The 15,984-nt window shown below is 65.3% G+C and carries 19 protein-coding genes, 1 tRNA gene and 1 other RNA gene; 9 read left to right on the top strand and 12 right to left on the bottom strand.

Annotated elements, in window-relative coordinates; genetic code table 11:
* Nucleotides 1–32: 32 nt before the first annotated feature.
* From GGQ90_RS02450 to thiE, 6 genes are all read right to left on the bottom strand, one after another.
* Entirely contained in the window at nucleotides 33–371 is a 339-nt protein-coding gene (locus GGQ90_RS02450; RefSeq protein WP_246428099.1) for a hypothetical protein, read from the bottom strand.
* Between the two features lie 35 nt (nucleotides 372–406).
* Nucleotides 407–970 carry an elongation factor P gene (gene efp, locus GGQ90_RS02445; RefSeq protein WP_004211725.1) on the bottom strand — a complete coding sequence of 188 codons (564 nt, stop codon included), beginning with the start codon at nucleotides 968–970 and terminating at the stop codon, nucleotides 407–409.
* A 214-nt stretch (nucleotides 971–1,184) separates the two neighbouring features.
* On the bottom strand, nucleotides 1,185–1,751 hold the full coding sequence (locus GGQ90_RS02440) for a M23 family metallopeptidase (RefSeq protein ID WP_188080664.1): 567 nt from the start codon (nucleotides 1,749–1,751) through the stop codon (nucleotides 1,185–1,187).
* The gene (locus tag GGQ90_RS02435; protein WP_188080663.1) at nucleotides 1,748–2,830 is read right to left on the bottom strand and encodes a L,D-transpeptidase family protein; all 1,083 of its coding nucleotides are present in this window, start codon (nucleotides 2,828–2,830) and stop codon (nucleotides 1,748–1,750) included. Before GGQ90_RS02435 ends, GGQ90_RS02440 begins: the two co-directional genes overlap by 4 nt.
* Nucleotides 2,831–2,899: 69 nt before the next feature.
* Nucleotides 2,900–3,262, bottom strand: a complete 363-nt coding sequence (locus GGQ90_RS02430; protein WP_188080662.1) for a DUF1622 domain-containing protein — start codon at nucleotides 3,260–3,262, stop codon at nucleotides 2,900–2,902.
* A gap of 117 nt (nucleotides 3,263–3,379) precedes the next feature.
* On the bottom strand, nucleotides 3,380–4,087 hold the full coding sequence (thiE, locus tag GGQ90_RS02425; RefSeq protein WP_188080661.1) for a thiamine phosphate synthase: 708 nt from the start codon (nucleotides 4,085–4,087) through the stop codon (nucleotides 3,380–3,382).
* Nucleotides 4,088–4,161: 74 nt separating this feature from the next.
* Between thiE and GGQ90_RS02420 the strand changes: the two genes are divergently transcribed.
* Nucleotides 4,162–5,289, top strand: a complete 1,128-nt coding sequence (locus GGQ90_RS02420) for a DmpA family aminopeptidase (protein ID WP_188080660.1) — start codon at nucleotides 4,162–4,164, stop codon at nucleotides 5,287–5,289.
* Here GGQ90_RS02420 and GGQ90_RS02415 read toward each other — a convergent pair.
* Nucleotides 5,267–5,770: a hypothetical protein gene (locus GGQ90_RS02415; protein ID WP_188080659.1), complete on the bottom strand. Its 504-nt coding sequence runs from the start codon at nucleotides 5,768–5,770 to the stop codon at nucleotides 5,267–5,269. The genes GGQ90_RS02420 and GGQ90_RS02415 overlap by 23 nt on opposite strands.
* 5 nt (nucleotides 5,771–5,775) lie before the next feature.
* A complete protein-coding gene (locus GGQ90_RS02410; RefSeq protein WP_188080871.1) occupies nucleotides 5,776–6,681 on the bottom strand; it encodes a fructose bisphosphate aldolase in 906 nt (301 codons plus the stop codon).
* A gap of 259 nt (nucleotides 6,682–6,940) precedes the next feature.
* Between GGQ90_RS02410 and GGQ90_RS02405 the strand changes: the two genes are divergently transcribed.
* Complete coding sequence (locus GGQ90_RS02405; RefSeq protein WP_188080658.1) at nucleotides 6,941–7,438, top strand: TlpA family protein disulfide reductase; 498 nt, start codon at nucleotides 6,941–6,943, stop codon at nucleotides 7,436–7,438.
* A 79-nt stretch (nucleotides 7,439–7,517) separates the two neighbouring features.
* Entirely contained in the window at nucleotides 7,518–8,729 is a 1,212-nt protein-coding gene (locus GGQ90_RS02400) for an MFS transporter (RefSeq protein WP_188080657.1), read from the top strand.
* 21 nt (nucleotides 8,730–8,750) lie between these two features.
* On the opposite strand, the gene GGQ90_RS02395 is transcribed toward GGQ90_RS02400, so the two are convergent.
* The 3 genes from GGQ90_RS02395 to tkt form a co-directional block, all read right to left on the bottom strand.
* Nucleotides 8,751–9,953 (bottom strand): phosphoglycerate kinase, encoded by a 1,203-nt coding sequence (locus GGQ90_RS02395; protein ID WP_188080656.1) that lies wholly within the window; start codon nucleotides 9,951–9,953, stop codon nucleotides 8,751–8,753.
* Nucleotides 9,954–10,024: 71 nt separating this feature from the next.
* On the bottom strand, nucleotides 10,025–11,035 hold the full coding sequence (gene gap, locus GGQ90_RS02390; RefSeq protein WP_188080655.1) for a type I glyceraldehyde-3-phosphate dehydrogenase: 1,011 nt from the start codon (nucleotides 11,033–11,035) through the stop codon (nucleotides 10,025–10,027).
* A 36-nt stretch (nucleotides 11,036–11,071) separates the two neighbouring features.
* Complete coding sequence (gene tkt, locus GGQ90_RS02385) at nucleotides 11,072–13,039, bottom strand: transketolase (protein WP_188080654.1); 1,968 nt, start codon at nucleotides 13,037–13,039, stop codon at nucleotides 11,072–11,074.
* A 174-nt stretch (nucleotides 13,040–13,213) separates the two neighbouring features.
* Here tkt and GGQ90_RS28945 point away from each other — a divergent pair, with 174 nt between their 5' ends.
* The 6 genes from GGQ90_RS28945 (at nucleotide 13,214) to aqpZ (ending at nucleotide 15,744) form a co-directional block, all read left to right on the top strand.
* Nucleotides 13,214–13,402, top strand: coding sequence for a hypothetical protein (locus tag GGQ90_RS28945; protein ID WP_223178082.1), 189 nt, complete (start codon nucleotides 13,214–13,216; stop codon nucleotides 13,400–13,402).
* A complete protein-coding gene (locus GGQ90_RS02375; protein ID WP_188080653.1) occupies nucleotides 13,395–13,730 on the top strand; it encodes a cell division protein ZapA in 336 nt (111 codons plus the stop codon). The genes GGQ90_RS28945 and GGQ90_RS02375 overlap by 8 nt, the downstream gene beginning before the upstream one ends.
* Before the next feature lie 11 nt (nucleotides 13,731–13,741).
* Nucleotides 13,742–13,898, top strand: a non-coding RNA gene (ssrS, locus tag GGQ90_RS29980) — 6S RNA.
* A 29-nt stretch (nucleotides 13,899–13,927) separates the two neighbouring features.
* Nucleotides 13,928–14,509, top strand: coding sequence for a 5-formyltetrahydrofolate cyclo-ligase (locus GGQ90_RS02370; protein ID WP_188080652.1), 582 nt, complete (start codon nucleotides 13,928–13,930; stop codon nucleotides 14,507–14,509).
* A 4-nt stretch (nucleotides 14,510–14,513) separates the two neighbouring features.
* Nucleotides 14,514–14,756 (top strand): DUF2842 domain-containing protein, encoded by a 243-nt coding sequence (locus tag GGQ90_RS02365; RefSeq protein ID WP_188080651.1) that lies wholly within the window; start codon nucleotides 14,514–14,516, stop codon nucleotides 14,754–14,756.
* Between the two features lie 256 nt (nucleotides 14,757–15,012).
* Entirely contained in the window at nucleotides 15,013–15,744 is a 732-nt protein-coding gene (aqpZ, locus tag GGQ90_RS02360) for an aquaporin Z (protein WP_188080650.1), read from the top strand.
* 100 nt (nucleotides 15,745–15,844) lie between these two features.
* On the opposite strand, the gene GGQ90_RS02355 is transcribed toward aqpZ, so the two are convergent.
* A tRNA-Asp gene (locus tag GGQ90_RS02355) sits at nucleotides 15,845–15,921 on the bottom strand.
* Nucleotides 15,922–15,984: the final 63 nt, after the last annotated feature.

Below are 15,984 nucleotides of genomic sequence, written 5' to 3'. Positions count from 1 at the left end.
AATCTCCGCCGCCCCGGTGGGCGGCCTTTGCTTTATTTCTTCGGGGCGGACTTGGCGGCGGGCGCTGCCGGGCGATAGCCACAGGTGCCGGCGATCACCGCCAGCATCTGCGAGGGATCCTTGCGGTTCACCTTGCCCGGATTGCCCGCGATCACCTTGTCGGTCGCCGCGCTGATCTGCGACAGCGGATTGGCGTAGAGGCATTCGAACAGCGCGGTCTTGACCGGCGGCTCGACATCCTTCGATTCCAGCGCGCTGCTGATGACCTGCAACACATAGGCGGCACTGTCGATCTGCGCCTTGGACGGCTTGTTGACCGTCTGGGCAGGGAGCGCAGCCGGCAGGACACCGATCGCGAGGCCAGTTGCCAAGAGAGCGGCGGCTGCCGTGCTGCGCCCGAACCGCATCAGTCGGCCCGCTTCACATATTCGCGCTCATAGACATCGACCACGATGCGCGTGCCGGTGACGATGTGCGGCGGAACCATGACGCGGACGCCATTGTCCAGGATCGCCGGCTTGTAGCTGGCCGATGCGGTCTGGCCCTTCACCACGGCGTCGGCTTCGACGATGGTCGCTTCGACCGTCTCGGGCAGTTGGACGCTGATCGGGCGTTCTTCATACATTTCCAGCATGACCATCATGCCGTCCTGCAGGAAGGCCGCAGCGTCGCCGACCAGGTCCATCGGCAGGTTGATCTGGTCATAGGTTTCGGTGTCCATGAACACCAGCATGTCACCCTCGGGGTAGAGATACTGGAAATCCTTGGTGTCGAGGCGGATGCGCTCAACGCTCTCGGCCGAGCGGAAGCGGACATTGTTCTTGCGGCCATCGATCAGGTTCTTCAGCTCCACCTGCATATAGGCGCCGCCCTTGCCGGGCTGGGTGTGCTGAATCTTGACGGCGCGCCACAGGCCACCCTCATATTCGATATTGTTGCCGGGACGAATGTCCACGCCGCTGATCTTCATGGGAAGAGCCTGCCTATATGTCTGAATGTGGAAAAGAGCCGGCCTCTGCGAGGCTGGCCGCGCCTTTACCGCGAGACGGCGCCAAGGGCAAGAGGGCGGCGTTTCCGCTTAACTTCGCACATTTCCCGCACATTTTGAAATTCGCTTTCCTACTTCGGCAATTTTCGATCGCGGCTGGCCCCGATGATAGCCGATGACGAACAAGTAGGACAGGTCATTGACCGACCAGCAGCGGATAGGGATTGATCGGTCGGCCACCATGCCAGGGGTCGCCGGGTGCCATGATGTTGACGGCGAAATGCAGATGCGGCGCGGCGGGATCGGCATTGCCGGTGCTGCCCACGGTCGCGATCCGCTGCCCGCGCCTGACCACCTGCCCTTCGCGCAGGCCCGGCGCATAGCCGTCGAGATGGGCGTAATAATAGACGGTCCGGCCATCGGGCGCGCGTTCGTAGAGGGTGCGGCCACCGGCCTCGCTCCAGAAGATCTTTTCGATCCGGCCATCGGCGGCGGCCAGCACCGCCCTGCCCCGCGCCGCCATGATGTCGATCGCGTCATGCGGCCGGGCGCCGCCCGCGCGCGCCTGGGTGAAGGTATCGGTGAGCGCGGAAGCGGGCATGCCCTCCACCGGAATCAGCAGTGCTCCCTTGCTGGCAGTTGGCGGCGCAGATGCCGCGGATCGCACGGGCGCGTCGGCCGGGACGATCCGCACGCAATGTTGGGCGAAAGCGATGCAGAGCAGCAGCACCAACGCGATGCCGCCCCACAGCCGGACGTTCATGCCTGGAACTTCGCCTTGACGCCGCTCTTCACCATCTGGGCGAGCCGCGCCGCATCCCAGTTGGTAAGACGGATGCAGCCATGGCTTTCGGTGCGGCCGATCAGTTGCGGCTCGGGCGTGCCATGGATGCCATAATGATCCTTGGACAGATCGATCCACACGACACCGACCGGGCCGTTGGGGCCGGGTTTCAGCACCGCCTTCTGGTCCTTCGACGCGGCATCCCAGAACAGGTCGGGATTATAGTGGAAATCGGGATTGCGGCTGACGCCCTTGATCGTCCATTCGCCCAGCGGCAACGGATCATGCTGTGACCCGGTCGTGACCGGGAATTGCGCGATCAGGCGATTGTCCGCGCCATAGACCTTGAGCAGCCCTTCCGACTTGTCGACCACCAGATGGTCGGCCTGGGGCTGGTCCTTGGCGACGCCGAGGCTGGCGAGTGTTTCGCCCCAGCCGCGCTCGTCACCCTCGATCTGCGCAACCGGCTGGTTGGCGATCGCCGGCACGCGGATCGTCGCCCCTGCCGCGACCTTGGTGTTGGGCGCATTCATGCCGGTCAGCACTTCGGGCGTGGTGTGGAAGCGCTCCGCCAGTTTTTCGAGCAGATTGCGATAGGTGAGCGCGGGCAGACTCGCCTGATTGTTCAACCCCTTGGGAATGTCGAAGAACGGCCCACGGGCAAAACCGTCAGGGATACGCACCAGCCAGGTGGTCGGCTTCGCCTCCCCCTCCAGCAGCGCGGCCGAGGTCTTCTGGTCATAGTCGCCGGTGACCGGCAGCTTGTTCGCCTCCTGGAAGCCGCGCAAGGCCGCCTTGAAACTCATCCCGTCCTTGCCGTCGATCACGCCGGGCGAGAAGCCCCAGCGGTCGAGCACCACCTGCGCCTGCAAGATCGGACTGGGCTGCCAGGGCTTACCGCCGGGTTCGTCCACGACCTGGAAGGCATAGGCCGCCGAGGGATCGGGCGCCGCCTGCGCCTGGTTAACGGGCGCTGATGGCTGGCTTTCATTGGCGTCGGTGGTCGACACATTGCAGGCCGCACACAGCAGCGGCAGGCCGAGAAGGTGATATTTCAAGGCGATACTCTCCCATTTCCTGGGAGATACAACGCAGCAGGCGGCGGAAAGCTGCCTGCATCACTGCGATCAGATGGCCTCCGCCTTGGCCTTTTCACGTTCCCGCAACCCCTCCATATCCCGATCGAGGAAATAGTTGAGGAAAGTGCGTATGGCGGCGATCGCGGCCAGCTTGCCGATATCGGCCCAGCTTGGCGCGATGCTGGTCTCTACGATGTCGGCGGCCAGCTGAAAACTCAGCCCCGCCACCAGCCAGCGACCAAAGCTCATCCAGACCGGCATCAGCTTGGCTTCGTCCGCCTTGAACAGTAACAGACCGCTGAGCCCTACCGCACTCTGAACAGCGCCGATGGCAATCGCCAGGATCGCGAGCAGGTTGATGACCAGCGCGATATATTCCGCCAGCCGATGGACGAATTCTTCCAGCACCATGCCTAGCACCCCTTGCCCGATTGCAAGGGATGCTGGGCCGCCGGCAGTCATTTTCCTATCGGGATAAACCCGCGCCCATGGCCCCGGCGGCGCTTTTCTGCGCGCCTGCGCCCCTGACTACTCAGGCTTTTCAGGCTTTGGCGGGAGCACCGCGGCGAAAGCGGCGACACCCGCCTTTGGCCCGTCGGGATGATTCCACACCGCACCGCTGACGGCCAGGAAGTCGGCGCCCGCGGCGATCAGCGGCGCGGCATTGTCCGGCGTGACGCCGCCGATCGCGACACAGGGCAGTTCGAACAGGGTCGTCCACCAGCCCAGGATCGACGGCTCGGCACGATGCGTCGTTTCCTTGGTCGTGGTCGGGTAGAAGGCACCGAAGGCGACATAGTCGGCCCCCGCCTCACCCGCTTCCATCGCCAGATGGCGGCTGTCGTGACAGGTCACGCCGATCTGCACCTTGGGACCAAGCTGCTTGCGCGCCTCGCGCGGGTCGCCATCTTCCTGCCCCAGATGGACGCCATCGGCGTTCAGCCGCTTGGCAAGGCCGATGCTGTCATTGATGATGAAGGCGACCTCCTGTTCGGCGCAGAGCGCCTGGATCGGCCCGGCCAGCGCTGCGATGGCATGATCGTCGATTCCTTTCAGCCGCAACTGGAAGGCGGCGACCCTGCCTCCATCGAACGCCTGCGCCAATTGATCGACGAACGTCTCGTCGATCGCCGGCGGCGAAATCAGATAGAGTTGGCAGGCAGGGCGAAAGCCCTTTTCGAATTGCTCGGCAAAATGGGGGTCGAGCGCCAGTTCTTCGTCAGTGAAATCGGTCATGCGCGCCTTATAGCCGCTCGCGCGGCTGCGCCAAGTGCGGCTATGACCACGACCATCGAACCGAGGGATAATTCATGCGTCACGCTTTCGCCGCCCTGCTGCTTTTGTCCGCCGCGCCCGTGCTGGCGCAGGAGGCGCCCCGCCCCCGCGCGCGGGAGGCAGGCGTGACCGTCGGCATCCTCCGGCCCGGCCCGCTCAACGCGATCACCGACGTCGCGGGGGTGAAGGTGGGCCAGGTGACCTTGCCGCGCAGCAAGGACGTCAACACCGGCGTGACCGCGATCCTGCCCCATGGCGGCAACCTGTTCCAGGACAAGGTGCCGGCGGGCTTCGTCGCCTATAACGCGTTCGGCAAGTTCATGGGATCGACCCAGGTCGCCGAGCTGGGCGAGATCGAGACGCCGATCCTGCTGACCAATACGCTGAACGTGGCGGAGGCCGGCGCGGCCTCGGTCGAATGGACGCTGGCGCAGACGGGTAATGAGGAGGTGCGGTCGGTCAATGCCGTGGTGGGCGAGACCAATGATGGCATGCTCAATGACATTCGTGGGCGGCATGTGACCATCGCCGACGCCCGGCGCGCGATCGAGAGCGCCAAGGCCGGCCCGGTCGAGGAAGGGGCGGTCGGTGCGGGCACCGGCACGGTGGCCTTCGGCTTCAAGGCGGGGATCGGCACATCTTCCCGCAAGCTGCCTGCGTCGCTGGGCGGCTGGACCATCGGCGTGCTGGTGCAGGCCAATTATGGCGGGGTACTGACGATCGCGGGCGTGCCGGTGGGTGTGAAACTTGGCCGCTATGACTATCGCCAGCAGGTCGAGGAAAGGAAGGCCGACGGATCGGTCGTGATCGTGATCGCAACCGATGCGCCGCTGTCCGACCGCAATCTGCGCCGGGTCGCCGAGCGCGCCTTTGGCGGCATCGCGCGGACCGGGTCGAGCTTCTCCAACGGGTCGGGCGACTATGCGATTGCCTTTTCCACCAGCGACGCGGTGCGGCGCACGGCGGCAAAGCGCAATGCCGTGGCGGCGGTGGATGACCTGCCGAATGATCGCATCTCGCCGCTGTTCCAGGCGACCATCGAGGCGACCGAGGAAGCGGTGTTGAACGCGCTGTTCAAGGCGCAGACCGTGGTCGGCAATCGCGGCACGGCAGAGGCGCTGCCGCTCGACAAGGTGCTGCCTATGCTGAAGGGCGCGCGCTGAATGCGGCAATGAAGGCGGCGGGATCGTCAAGCCGGTGAGCGAGGTAGCGGATCGTGCGCCGCCCTGCCTTGGCCGGTGGGTCGAGCGCGATGACGATGTTGGGGTGGGCGATCAGCGCGCCGTTGAACAGGCCCGCCGCCTTGAGATCGGCCAGCGTCCAGTCGTCGCGCAAACCCGCGACTTGGGTCCAGGGGATGGCGAAGCTTCGCAGCTTGCCGACGGGCCAGATCAGCCCATCCGGGTCGATCCGCACCGGATGGTGGCGCAAGGAGCGGATGAAGAGGATGAACCAGCCGATCGTGGCAAGGCTCAAAAGCGAGAGGATGAGCGCCGCGCGCGGACTCCACAGCGCAACCAGCAGATGGGCCACGGACGTCTCGACGACCATCAGGCCCAATAGCACCCAGAGCATCGGCGCGACCCCCCGATGATAGGAAAAGGCGGCGCCGGCGGGACTTTCCCCCTGCCCGGCGCCGTCCATATGCGTCAGGCCGCGACCGGGGTCTTGGTGGCCGAAGCGGCGTAGATTTCGTCGATCGCACCGCCCAGCGACGCGTTGAATTCGTCGTCACTCATCTGGTGGCGCAGGTCGTTGAGCAGCGCGCGGCTGAAGCTGGCGATGATGCCCCGATTCTTGGCGAGTTCGGCGCAGGCTTCGGTGCGGCTGAAGCCACCCGACAGGGCGACGACGCGCAACACCTTGGGATGATCGACCAGCGGATCGAACAGGCCGGCCTTGGCGGGCAGCGAGAGCTTAAGCATCACCTGCTCGCCTTCGGGCAGGGCGTCGAGATTCGTGAGGATTTCCTCCAGCAGGATCTGGTCGGCTTCGGCGCGTTCGGGCGACTTGATGTTCACTTCGGGCTCGATGATCGGCATCAGGCCGCCAGCCAGAACCTGCTTGCCGACTTCGAATTGCTGGGCGACCACGGCGGCAATGCCCTCGCGGTTGGCGAGGTTGACGACCGAGCGTTCCTTGGTGCCGAACACGCCCAGGCCCTTGGCGCGGGCGAGCAGTGCGTCGAGTTCGGGCATCGGCTTCATCAGCTGCACGCCGTTCGCCTCATCCTCCAGGCCCTTGTCGATCTTGATGAAAGGCACGACGCCGCGTTCGATCAGCGCGGTTGGGGTCGGCTTGCCGTCGACGATGCCGTCCATGGTGCGCTCGAACAGGATGGCGCCCAGCACCTTGTCACCGGTGAAGGCGGGCGAGGTGATGACACGGCTGCGCATCGCGTGGATCAGGCCGAACATCTCCTCATCATTGCTCCAGGCGCTTTCCTCGACGCCATAGCCCTTGAGCGCCTTGGGCGTCGAACCGCCGCTCTGGTCGAGCGCGGCGATGAAGCCCTGACCGTCGGAAACCTTCTTGACCATGTCCTGATCCAGCATCTGCACATACCTTCTCTTGGGGCGCGCCACCCCCTCGGCAGCGCGGAAAAATGGAAGCTGTCGGGCCGACCCGAAAGCATGACTGTAGCGGTCGGGAAAGCCCGCTGGTATCCGGGCTGTTAGCTAGTCCCATGCCGCACCGCAAGATACTTGGACCGGCCGGGCGACGGGGCGGCCGCCAATATCGTTGGCGCGTGCGAAAACGGCTGATAGGCTGCGGCCAAAGGTCTGAATCGGGGGAAGAATGGGGATCGGGAAAATGCGGCCCGTCATGGCGGCCGCGCTGATGCTGGGACTGCTCGATAGCGGGGCAGCACAGGCGGCGACCAAGCCGGTGGTCGGCGAGATGGCGCCGGATTTCGAATTGACACTGATCGACGGCAGCAAGGTGTCGCTGGCGGAGCTGAAAGGGCAGGTCGTGCTGCTCAATTTCTGGGCGACCTGGTGCGTGCCCTGCCGCAAGGAATTGCCGACGCTGGACAGCTATTATGGCCTCCAGAAGAAACATGGGCTGAAGGTGTTCGCGATCACGACGGAGGGATCGGTGCCGGTCGCACAGTTGAAGCAACTGTTCGCGGCGATGCACATCCCGTCGGCAAAACGGATCAAAGGCCCCTATGGCCCACTGACCGGGGTGCCGACCAATTTCGTCATCGATCGGTCCGGCAAGCTGCGCTACGCCAAGTCCGGCGCGTTCGAGCTGGACGATCTCAATGCGCTGCTGGTTCCCTTGCTGAACGAACAGCCCCCCGCCTGACGCCATTTTCAGTTGCATTGCACAATGAAATTTCCGTCATCCGGTTGAAAGCCGCCCGTGCGGTGGCCATTAGGGCGGGATGACCCATTCCGCCGCCCTGCCCCTGCCGCACGATCATGCGCCCCTGTCCCGCTTTGCCATATTGCTGATGGCGGTCGCGTGCGGGACGATGGTAGCCAACCTCTATTATGCCCAGACGCTGATCGACGTGATCGGGCCGGAAATCGGCATGTCGGCCGGGGTCGCGGGCCTCATCACCACGCTGACGCAGCTTGGCTATGGCCTGGGCATCATTCTGGTCGTGCCGCTGGCCGACCTGTTCGAGAACAGGCGGATCGTGCTGATATCGGCAGTGGCGACGGTGCTGGGCTGCATCGCCATCGCCCTGTCCAATGGTCCCGCGACCTTCCTGATCGCCTCCGTCATGACCGGCGTGGGTGCAACCGGGGTGCAGGTGCTGATCCCGCTGGCCTCCCACCTCGCCCCACCCGAGCGGCAGGGGCGCGTGGTCGGCACGGTGATGAGCGGCCTGTTGTTCGGCATCATGCTGTCGCGGCCGATCGCCAGCTTCCTCGCGGGATCGATGGGCTGGCGGGCGACCTTCCTGCTGTCGGCCGGAGTGATCGCGCTGGTCGCGGTCGCGCTGCTGATCGCCTGTCCGCAGCGCCGGCCCAAGGGCGGCATGCATTATGGGCAGGTATTGGCCTCGACCTTCTCGCAGCTCGGCAAATATCGTGTGGTGCGGATGCGCGCCTTCTACCAGGCGTCGATGTTTGCGGCGTTCAACCTGTTCTGGACCGCCGCACCGCTGAGCCTGATCCATGATTTCGGGCTTGGCCATAACGGCATCGGCGCCTTTGCCCTGGCGGGTGCAGGCGGCGCGCTGGTGGCCCCGGTGGCGGGCTGGCTGGCCGACCGGCGGCTGACCGGCCCGGCCTCGCTCGGCGCGCTGATCGCGCTCGCCATCGGATTCCTGCTGGCGGACTGGACGGTGGCGGCGGGCAGCCTGATCGGCTTCACCATCATGGCGGTGCTGATCGACGCGGCGGTGCAGGTCAGCCAGATCACCGGACAGAAGCTGATCTTCTCGCTCGATCCCCATGCGCGCGGCCGGATCAACGCGGCCTATATGACGGTGATGTTCGTGGTCGGCGCGCTGGGATCGGTGATCGGATCGACCACCTATGAAGCGGGCGGCTGGAGCCTGAGCGCGATCGCCGGTGCGGCGATCGGCGGCGTGGCCGCGCTGGTCTTCATCCTGTTCGACCGGGGCGCCAGCGCCACGCGCTGACGCCCCGGGCTGTTAAGGGACTTAAGCGTAGAGCGCCTTCACGCCCGGCAGTTCCTTGCCTTCCATCCATTCGAGGAAGGCGCCGCCGGCGGTCGAGACGAAGGTGAAGTCGGCGGCCGCGCCGGCATGGTTGAGCGCGGCGACGGTGTCGCCACCGCCCGCGACCGAGACCAGCTGACCTTCCTTCGTAAGCGCCGCCGCCGTCTTGGCGAGGGCGACGGTCGCCGCGTCGAAGGGCGCGATTTCGAACGCGCCGAGCGGGCCGTTCCACACCAGGGTGCGGCAGTTCTTGAGCGCATCGCCGAGCGCCTCGACCGCGGCCGGGCCGACGTCGAGGATCATTTCATCCTCGGCGACTTCATGGACGTTGCAGATACGCACCGACGGGGGGTTGGCGGCGAATTCCTTCGCCACGACCACGTCATAGGGCAGATGGATGATGCAGCCGGCTTCCTCGGCCTTGTCGAAGATCGCCTCGGCCGTGTCGGCCAGATCCTTTTCGCACAGCGACTTGCCGACATCGACGCCACGGGCGTGAAGGAAGGTGTTGGCCATGCCGCCGCCGATGATCAGATGATCGACCTGGGTGACGAGATTGTTGAGCACGTCGAGCTTGGTCGACACCTTGGCGCCGCCAACGACGGCCGCGACCGGCTTTACCGGGGCGCCGAGCGCGGCTTCGAGCGCATCCAGTTCCTTCTCCATCGAGCGGCCGGCAAAGGCGGGCAGCTTGTGGGCCAGCCCCTCGGTCGAGGCATGGGCGCGGTGCGCGGCGGAAAAGGCGTCGTTGACATAAAGGTCGCCGATCGCGGCGATGGCATCGACCAGCGCGGGATCATTTTTTTCCTCGCCGGCATGGAAGCGGGTATTTTCGAGGATGGCAATGTCGCCCGGACGCATCACCGCAATGCCGTCGATCGCGGCTTCACCCTGGCAGTCGGGAATGAACTGCACCTCGCGGCCCAGCACCTGGGTCAGCGGACGGGTGATCTTGCTCAGCGAAAATTCCGGGTTCTTCTGGCCCTTGGGCCGACCGAAATGGGCCAGGATCAGCACCTTGGCGCCGCGATCGGCCAGTTCCAGGATGGTCGGCATTGCCGCGCGCAGACGGGTGTCGTCGCTGACCGAACCGTCCTGCATCGGCACGTTCAGATCCTCGCGCACCAGCACCACCTTGCCGGTGATGTCGCCCATGTCGTCGAGTGTCTTGAACGGCTTTGCCATGATCGCTCCTAGAAATTGGAATTATATCAGAAGAAAAACCCCGCCGGTTGGTCCGGCGGGGCTGAGAAGGCTTAGAGGAACTTCGCCACGACACCGGTGGTGTCGATCATGCGGTTCGAAAAGCCCCATTCATTGTCGTACCAGCTGAGCACGCGGACCAGATTGCCCTCGATCACGGCCGTTTCCAGGCTGTCGACGGTCGAGCTGCGCGGATCGCCATTATAGTCGATCGAGACCAGCGGCTCGTCCGAATAGCCCAGGATACCCTTGAGCGGGCCGGCTTCCGACGCAGCCTTGAGCAGGCCGTTGACTTCCTCGACCGTGGTGGCGCGGCTGGGGATGAACTTGAGGTCGACGACCGAAACGTTCGGGGTCGGCACGCGGACCGACGAACCGTCCAGCTTGCCCTTGAGCGACGGCAGAACCTCACCCACGGCGCGCGCGGCACCGGTGGTGGTCGGGATCATCGACAGCGCAGCGGCGCGGGCGCGGCGCATGTCCTTGTGGATCTGGTCCAGCGTGTTCTGGTCGTTGGTGTAGCTGTGGATCGTGGTCATGAAGCCGCGTTCGATGCCGATCGCATCGTGCAGCACCTTGGCGAGCGGCGCCAGGCAGTTGGTGGTGCAGCTGGCGTTCGAGATCACGACATCGTCGGCGGTCAGTTCGTCATGGTTGACGCCGAAGACGACAGTCTTGTCGACATTGGTGCCCGGTGCCGAGATGACGACGCGCTTGGCGCCGGCGGTCAGGTGGGCGCCGGCCTTGTCCTTGCTGGTGAAGATGCCGGTGCATTCCAGGGCGATTTCGACGCCCAGTTCGGCATGCGGCAGGTTGGCGGGATCGCGCTCTGCCGTCACCTTGATCTTCTTGCCGTCGACCACCAGGAAATCGCCGTCGACGCTGACGTCGCCAGCCCAGTTGCCATGCACCGAGTCACGCTTGAACAACAGGGCATTGGCCTTGGCATCGCCCAGGTCGTTGATGCTCACCAGTTCCAGATCATGGTCGGTGCGCGAGAGGATGGCGCGTGCCACCAGACGACCGATACGGCCGAAACCGTTGATTGCTACCTTCGTTGCCACTGCACTTGTCTCCCGGTTTGCGTGTTGGTCTTGGGTTCAGGCGCCGAGCGCGGCCTTGATCTGCGGAGCGATCTTGGCGGCGGTCAGGCCGAAATGGTCGTAAAGGACTTCGGCCGGAGCCGATGCGCCGAAGCTGTCGATGCCGAAGCGCAGGCCCTCGATGCCAGTATAGCGTTCCCAGCCGAAGGTGGTGCCGGCCTCGATCGAGGCGCGCAGCACGCCGGCAGGCAGGATATCGGCCTTGTAGGCGGCGTCCTGCGCGTCGAAATGCGCCCAGCTCGGCATCGAGACGACGTCGGCGCCGATGCCCTGTTCTTCCAGCGCCTTGGCGGTGGCGACGGCGATCTCGACTTCCGAACCGGTGGCGAGCAGCACGACCTGGCGATCGGCGGTCGCGGCGACCAGGCGATAGGCGCCCTTGGCCGACAGATTCTCAGCTTTTTCGAGGCGCAGCTGCGGCAGGTTCTGGCGGGTCAGCGCCAGCACCGACGGGCCGGTCGCATCCTTCAGCGCCAGTTCCCAGCACTCCGCCGTCTCGACGATGTCGGCCGGGCGATAGACGTCGAGGTTGGGAATCATGCGCATCGACATGACATGCTCGATCGGCTGGTGGGTCGGGCCGTCTTCGCCCAGACCGATCGAGTCATGGGTGAGGACGTGGATCACGCGCTGTTCCTGCAACGCGGCCAGACGGATGCCGGCGCGCATATAGTCGGAAAAGACCAGGAAGGTGCCGCCATAAGGGATCACGCCGCCATGCAGCGCCATCCCGTTCATCGCGCAGGCCATGCCGAATTCGCGGATGCCATAATAGACATAACGACCCGAATAATCGTCGCGGGTCAGCGGGCCGGTCGACTTGGTCTTGGTGTTGTTCGAGCCGGTGAGGTCGGCCGAGCCGCCGACGGTTTCGGGCAGCAGATCGTTGATCGCGCCCAGCGCCAGTTCGCTGGCCTTGCGGGTGGCGACCTTCTGCGGGTTGGCGATCAGGCTATCGATATAGGTTTCGAGCGAGAAGCCGGCCGGCAGTTCGCCCGCCATGCGACGCGAAAATTCAGCACCCTCCGAGGCCTTTGCCAGGCGGCCTTCCCAAGCGGTCCGCACATCGCGGCCCTTGGTGCCGATCGCCTTCCAGGCGGCGTCGATGTCGGCGGGGACGACGAAGGGTTCGGCGGCCCAGCCGAGGAACTCGCGGGCGGCGGCGACTTCGGCCTCGCCCAGCGCCGAGCCATGGACGCCCGAGGTGCCGGCCTTGTTCGGCGCGCCATAGCCGATCTTGGTGGCGCAGGCGATCAGCGAGGGACGCGGATCGGCCAGCGCCTCGTCAATGGCGCGGCGCACGTCGGCAACGTCATGGCCGTCGCACGACACGACATGCCAGCCGGTGGCGGCATAGCGGGCAAGGACGTCCTCGTTGCTCGACAGGTCGACCGCGCCATCGATGGTGATCTTGTTATCGTCCCACAGCACGATCAGGCGCGACAGGTTGAGGTGACCGGCGAGGCCAATGGCCTCATGGTTGATGCCTTCCATCAGGCAGCCATCGCCGGCGATCACCCAGGTGCGGTGATCGACCAGATCGTCGCCATATTCGGCGTGCAGGTGACGCTCGGCAATCGCCATGCCGACGGCGGTGGCCAGGCCCGAACCCAGCGGACCGGTGGTCGCCTCGACCCCTGCCAGCTCGAAATTCTCCGGGTGGCCGGCGCACGGGCTGCTGAGCTGGCGGAAGTTGCGGATGTCGTCCATCGTCGGACGGGCATAGCCGGTCAGGTTCAGCAGCGAATAGATCAGCATCGAGCCATGGCCGGCCGACAGCACGAAGCGGTCGCGATCGGCCCATTTGGGCTGGGTCGGATCAAACTTCACATAATCCTTGAACAGCACGGTGGCGACATCGGCCATGCCCATCGGCATGCCGGGATGGCCGCTGTTGGCAGCCTGCACGGCGTCCATGGAAAGCGCCCGGATGGCGTTGGCGAGCTGCGTGTCGGAAACGGTCATAGCGGGAAGATGTCTTTCATGACTGGCATGGAATGGCCCGCGCGAACGGGCGAGTCGATTTGGGTTCCCTTTGTCGCGTCAATCCCCATGCGTCAACCGCGGGCGGGGCGCGGCGCGCGGCAAGCCGTCCAAACAGCGCTTTTGCAAGGCGAAAACATTGGCTATGCAGAGATCATGGCAAGCGACCGCATGATGCAGGCGATCGGCACGCTGGAGCGCGCGATCAGTCGGCTAGAACAGAATGTGGCCAGCCTCCCGGAGGCTGCCCCCCATGCCAATGGCGTCGATCAGACGGCCGCGCTGGCCGCGCTGCAATCGCTGGACGCGCTGATAGGCGAACTCAGGGAGCGCACCGATGGCTGAAATCATGCTGCAGATCGCCGGACGCCCCTATCAACTGCGCTGCCGCGATGGCGAGGAGGACCATATGGCCCATCTCGCCCAGATCATCGAGGACAAGGCCTATCAGGCGCAGCGCAGCACGCCGGGCCTGACCGAAGTGCGCACCTTGCTGTTCGCGGCACTGTTCATGGCCGATGAACTCAACGAGTTGAAGCGGGCGGCGGCGGGGCGCCAGGAGCGATTGGCGCTGGACACGGATGACGAACCGGCGACCCGTGCGGTCGAGGCATTGGCCGCGCGCGTAGAAAAGCTGAGCGAAGCCCTTGCCGCCCGGGCTGCAGGCGCCTAGATTGATGGAGACGGGCACTGCCTGGTGCGAGCTTTAGCGAACATCCCTGAGGCGATAATCACATCCAAGGGGGCTGTCCCTGGGCGGGTTCCGGCCCGATCTACATGGTCCCCACCTGACGTTGAGGCGTCAGAGGATATTCCAGCAAACGGCCAAGGCGGTCCCGTCACCCCCTTTCCTACCAGCAAAGGCACCCCATGCCCGACGACAGTGATGCCGCCGACAAGTCGACCCTGCGCGCGATCGCGCGGCAGCGGCGCCGCAACTTCGTCGCCTCGCTCGACGCGCTGACCCACAGGCTGGCGTTCAAGGCCGTCCCCTCCCCGCTTGCCCGGCGCATCGCCGACGCGCAGGTGGTCGCGCTCTACATGGCGCTGGATGACGAGGCGCCGGCACAACGGCTGGCCGCGCAGTTGGGCGTGATGGGCAAGCAGGTCGCGCTTCCCCGCGTGCTAGATCGGCTCGGCAGCATGGATTTCCTGCTCTGGCGGCCGGAGGATCAACTGTTCCCCGGCCTGTTCGGCACCAGCCATCCCGAACCTTCGGGCGGCGCGGTGGCGCCCGATGTCATCATCGCACCGCTGCTGGGCTTTGATCGGGCGATGAACCGGCTGGGCCAGGGCGGCGGCTATTATGACCGCGCCTTTGCCCGCCATCCCGATGCCTTGCGCGTCGGACTTGCCTGGTCGGTGCAGGAACTGGATGATGTACCGGCCGACCCCTGGGATCTGCCGCTCGACATGATTCTGACCGAATCGGCCCTGATCGAGGCAAACTGAACCCATGAGCATCGACCCGCGCCATTATCACCAGCCCAGCTGGCGCAAGCCGGCCGGCATGTTCGCGATCCTGGGGCTGATCCTGGCCTGGGCAGTGCTGGTCGGCAGCCTGTCGCCGCTGATCGGCCAATTGCCGATGTGGGGCCAGGTGCCGGTCTATATTGTCCTGGGCCTTATCTGGATCTGGATCCTGCCGCTACGGCGGCTGCTCGCCTGGATGGAAACGGGGCGGTGGCGTCAGGGTTAATCCCGATGCCCAGCCCATGGCTTTTCGCCTTATCCCTGACTGTTAGGCGACCGTAACGGACGCATCGCGGCTTAACGCGATGCGGGAGGCTCGCCGGAAACGGGGGCAACGGCATGTCCATGCGCCAGTCACCAGCATCGGCCGCCCATGCCGCGGACCGCCCCCTGACAGCATCCTGCATTCTCCGGGCGGCGCCACCCCGCACCGGTCCAAAACCATGTCCGGTGGCAGGCGCATAGTGCAACAGGAGGAGCAGATGGTTCCATTGAGCAAACGGTTGTTTGCCGAATGTTTCGGCACATTCTGGCTGGTGTTCGGCGGGTGCGGCAGCGCCGTGCTGGCCGCCGCCTTTCCCGATGTCGGCATCGGCCTGCTGGGCGTGGCCCTGGCCTTCGGGCTCACGGTGCTGACCATGGCCTTTTCGATAGGCCATATTTCGGGCTGCCACCTCAATCCGGCGGTGACGATCGGCCTGTGGGCCGGCGGCCGCTTCCCGGCCCGGGACATCGCCCCCTATATCGTCGTGCAACTGGTGGGCGCGGTGATCGCTGCCGCCCTGCTGCTGTTCATCGCCAGTGGCCAGCCGGGCTATGAGCTGGCGCCCAATGGCCTGGCGGTCAATGGCTATGGCCCGCATTCGCCGGGTGGCTATGCACTGTCGTCCGGGCTGGCGATCGAAGTGGTGCTGACCTTCGGCTTCCTGAGCGTCATCCTGGGCGCGACCGACAGACGCGCGCCAGCCGGATTCGCGCCGATCGCCATCGGCCTCGCGCTGACCTTGATCCACCTCATCAGCATCCCGGTCACCAACACATCGGTCAATCCGGCGCGCAGCACCGGCCCCGCGCTGCTGGTGGGCGGGCTGGCGCTGCATCAGCTCTGGTTGTTCTGGGTGGCGCCGGTCATCGGCGCGCTGGCCGCCGGCGGCGTCTATCGCTGGCTCGCCAACGAACCGCTGCCGCCGCATGTGACCGGCGAGCATCTCTGAAACGAATCGTCACGGGCCGATGCCGTTGGTGTCGGCCCGCTGGCCTGTATCGCTATGGGGAAAAGGATCGCCTGGCGATCGGATCACTTCGGGAATGAAGTGGCGCGAGTGACGGGGCTCGAACCCGCGACCTCCGGCGTGACAGGCCGGCGCTCTAACCAACTGAGCTACACCCGCGCAGGGCGGCATCCTATTATGGCACTGGGCCATCAGACGATGCAAATCTGTTTACCTTCCGAC

Source organism: Sphingobium scionense, assembly GCF_014197035.1.
In the GTDB taxonomy this organism is placed as follows: domain Bacteria; phylum Pseudomonadota; class Alphaproteobacteria; order Sphingomonadales; family Sphingomonadaceae; genus Sphingobium; species Sphingobium scionense.
The sequence above is the reverse complement of the archived record's forward strand: the minus strand, read 5'-3'. Positions and strand labels throughout refer to the sequence as shown.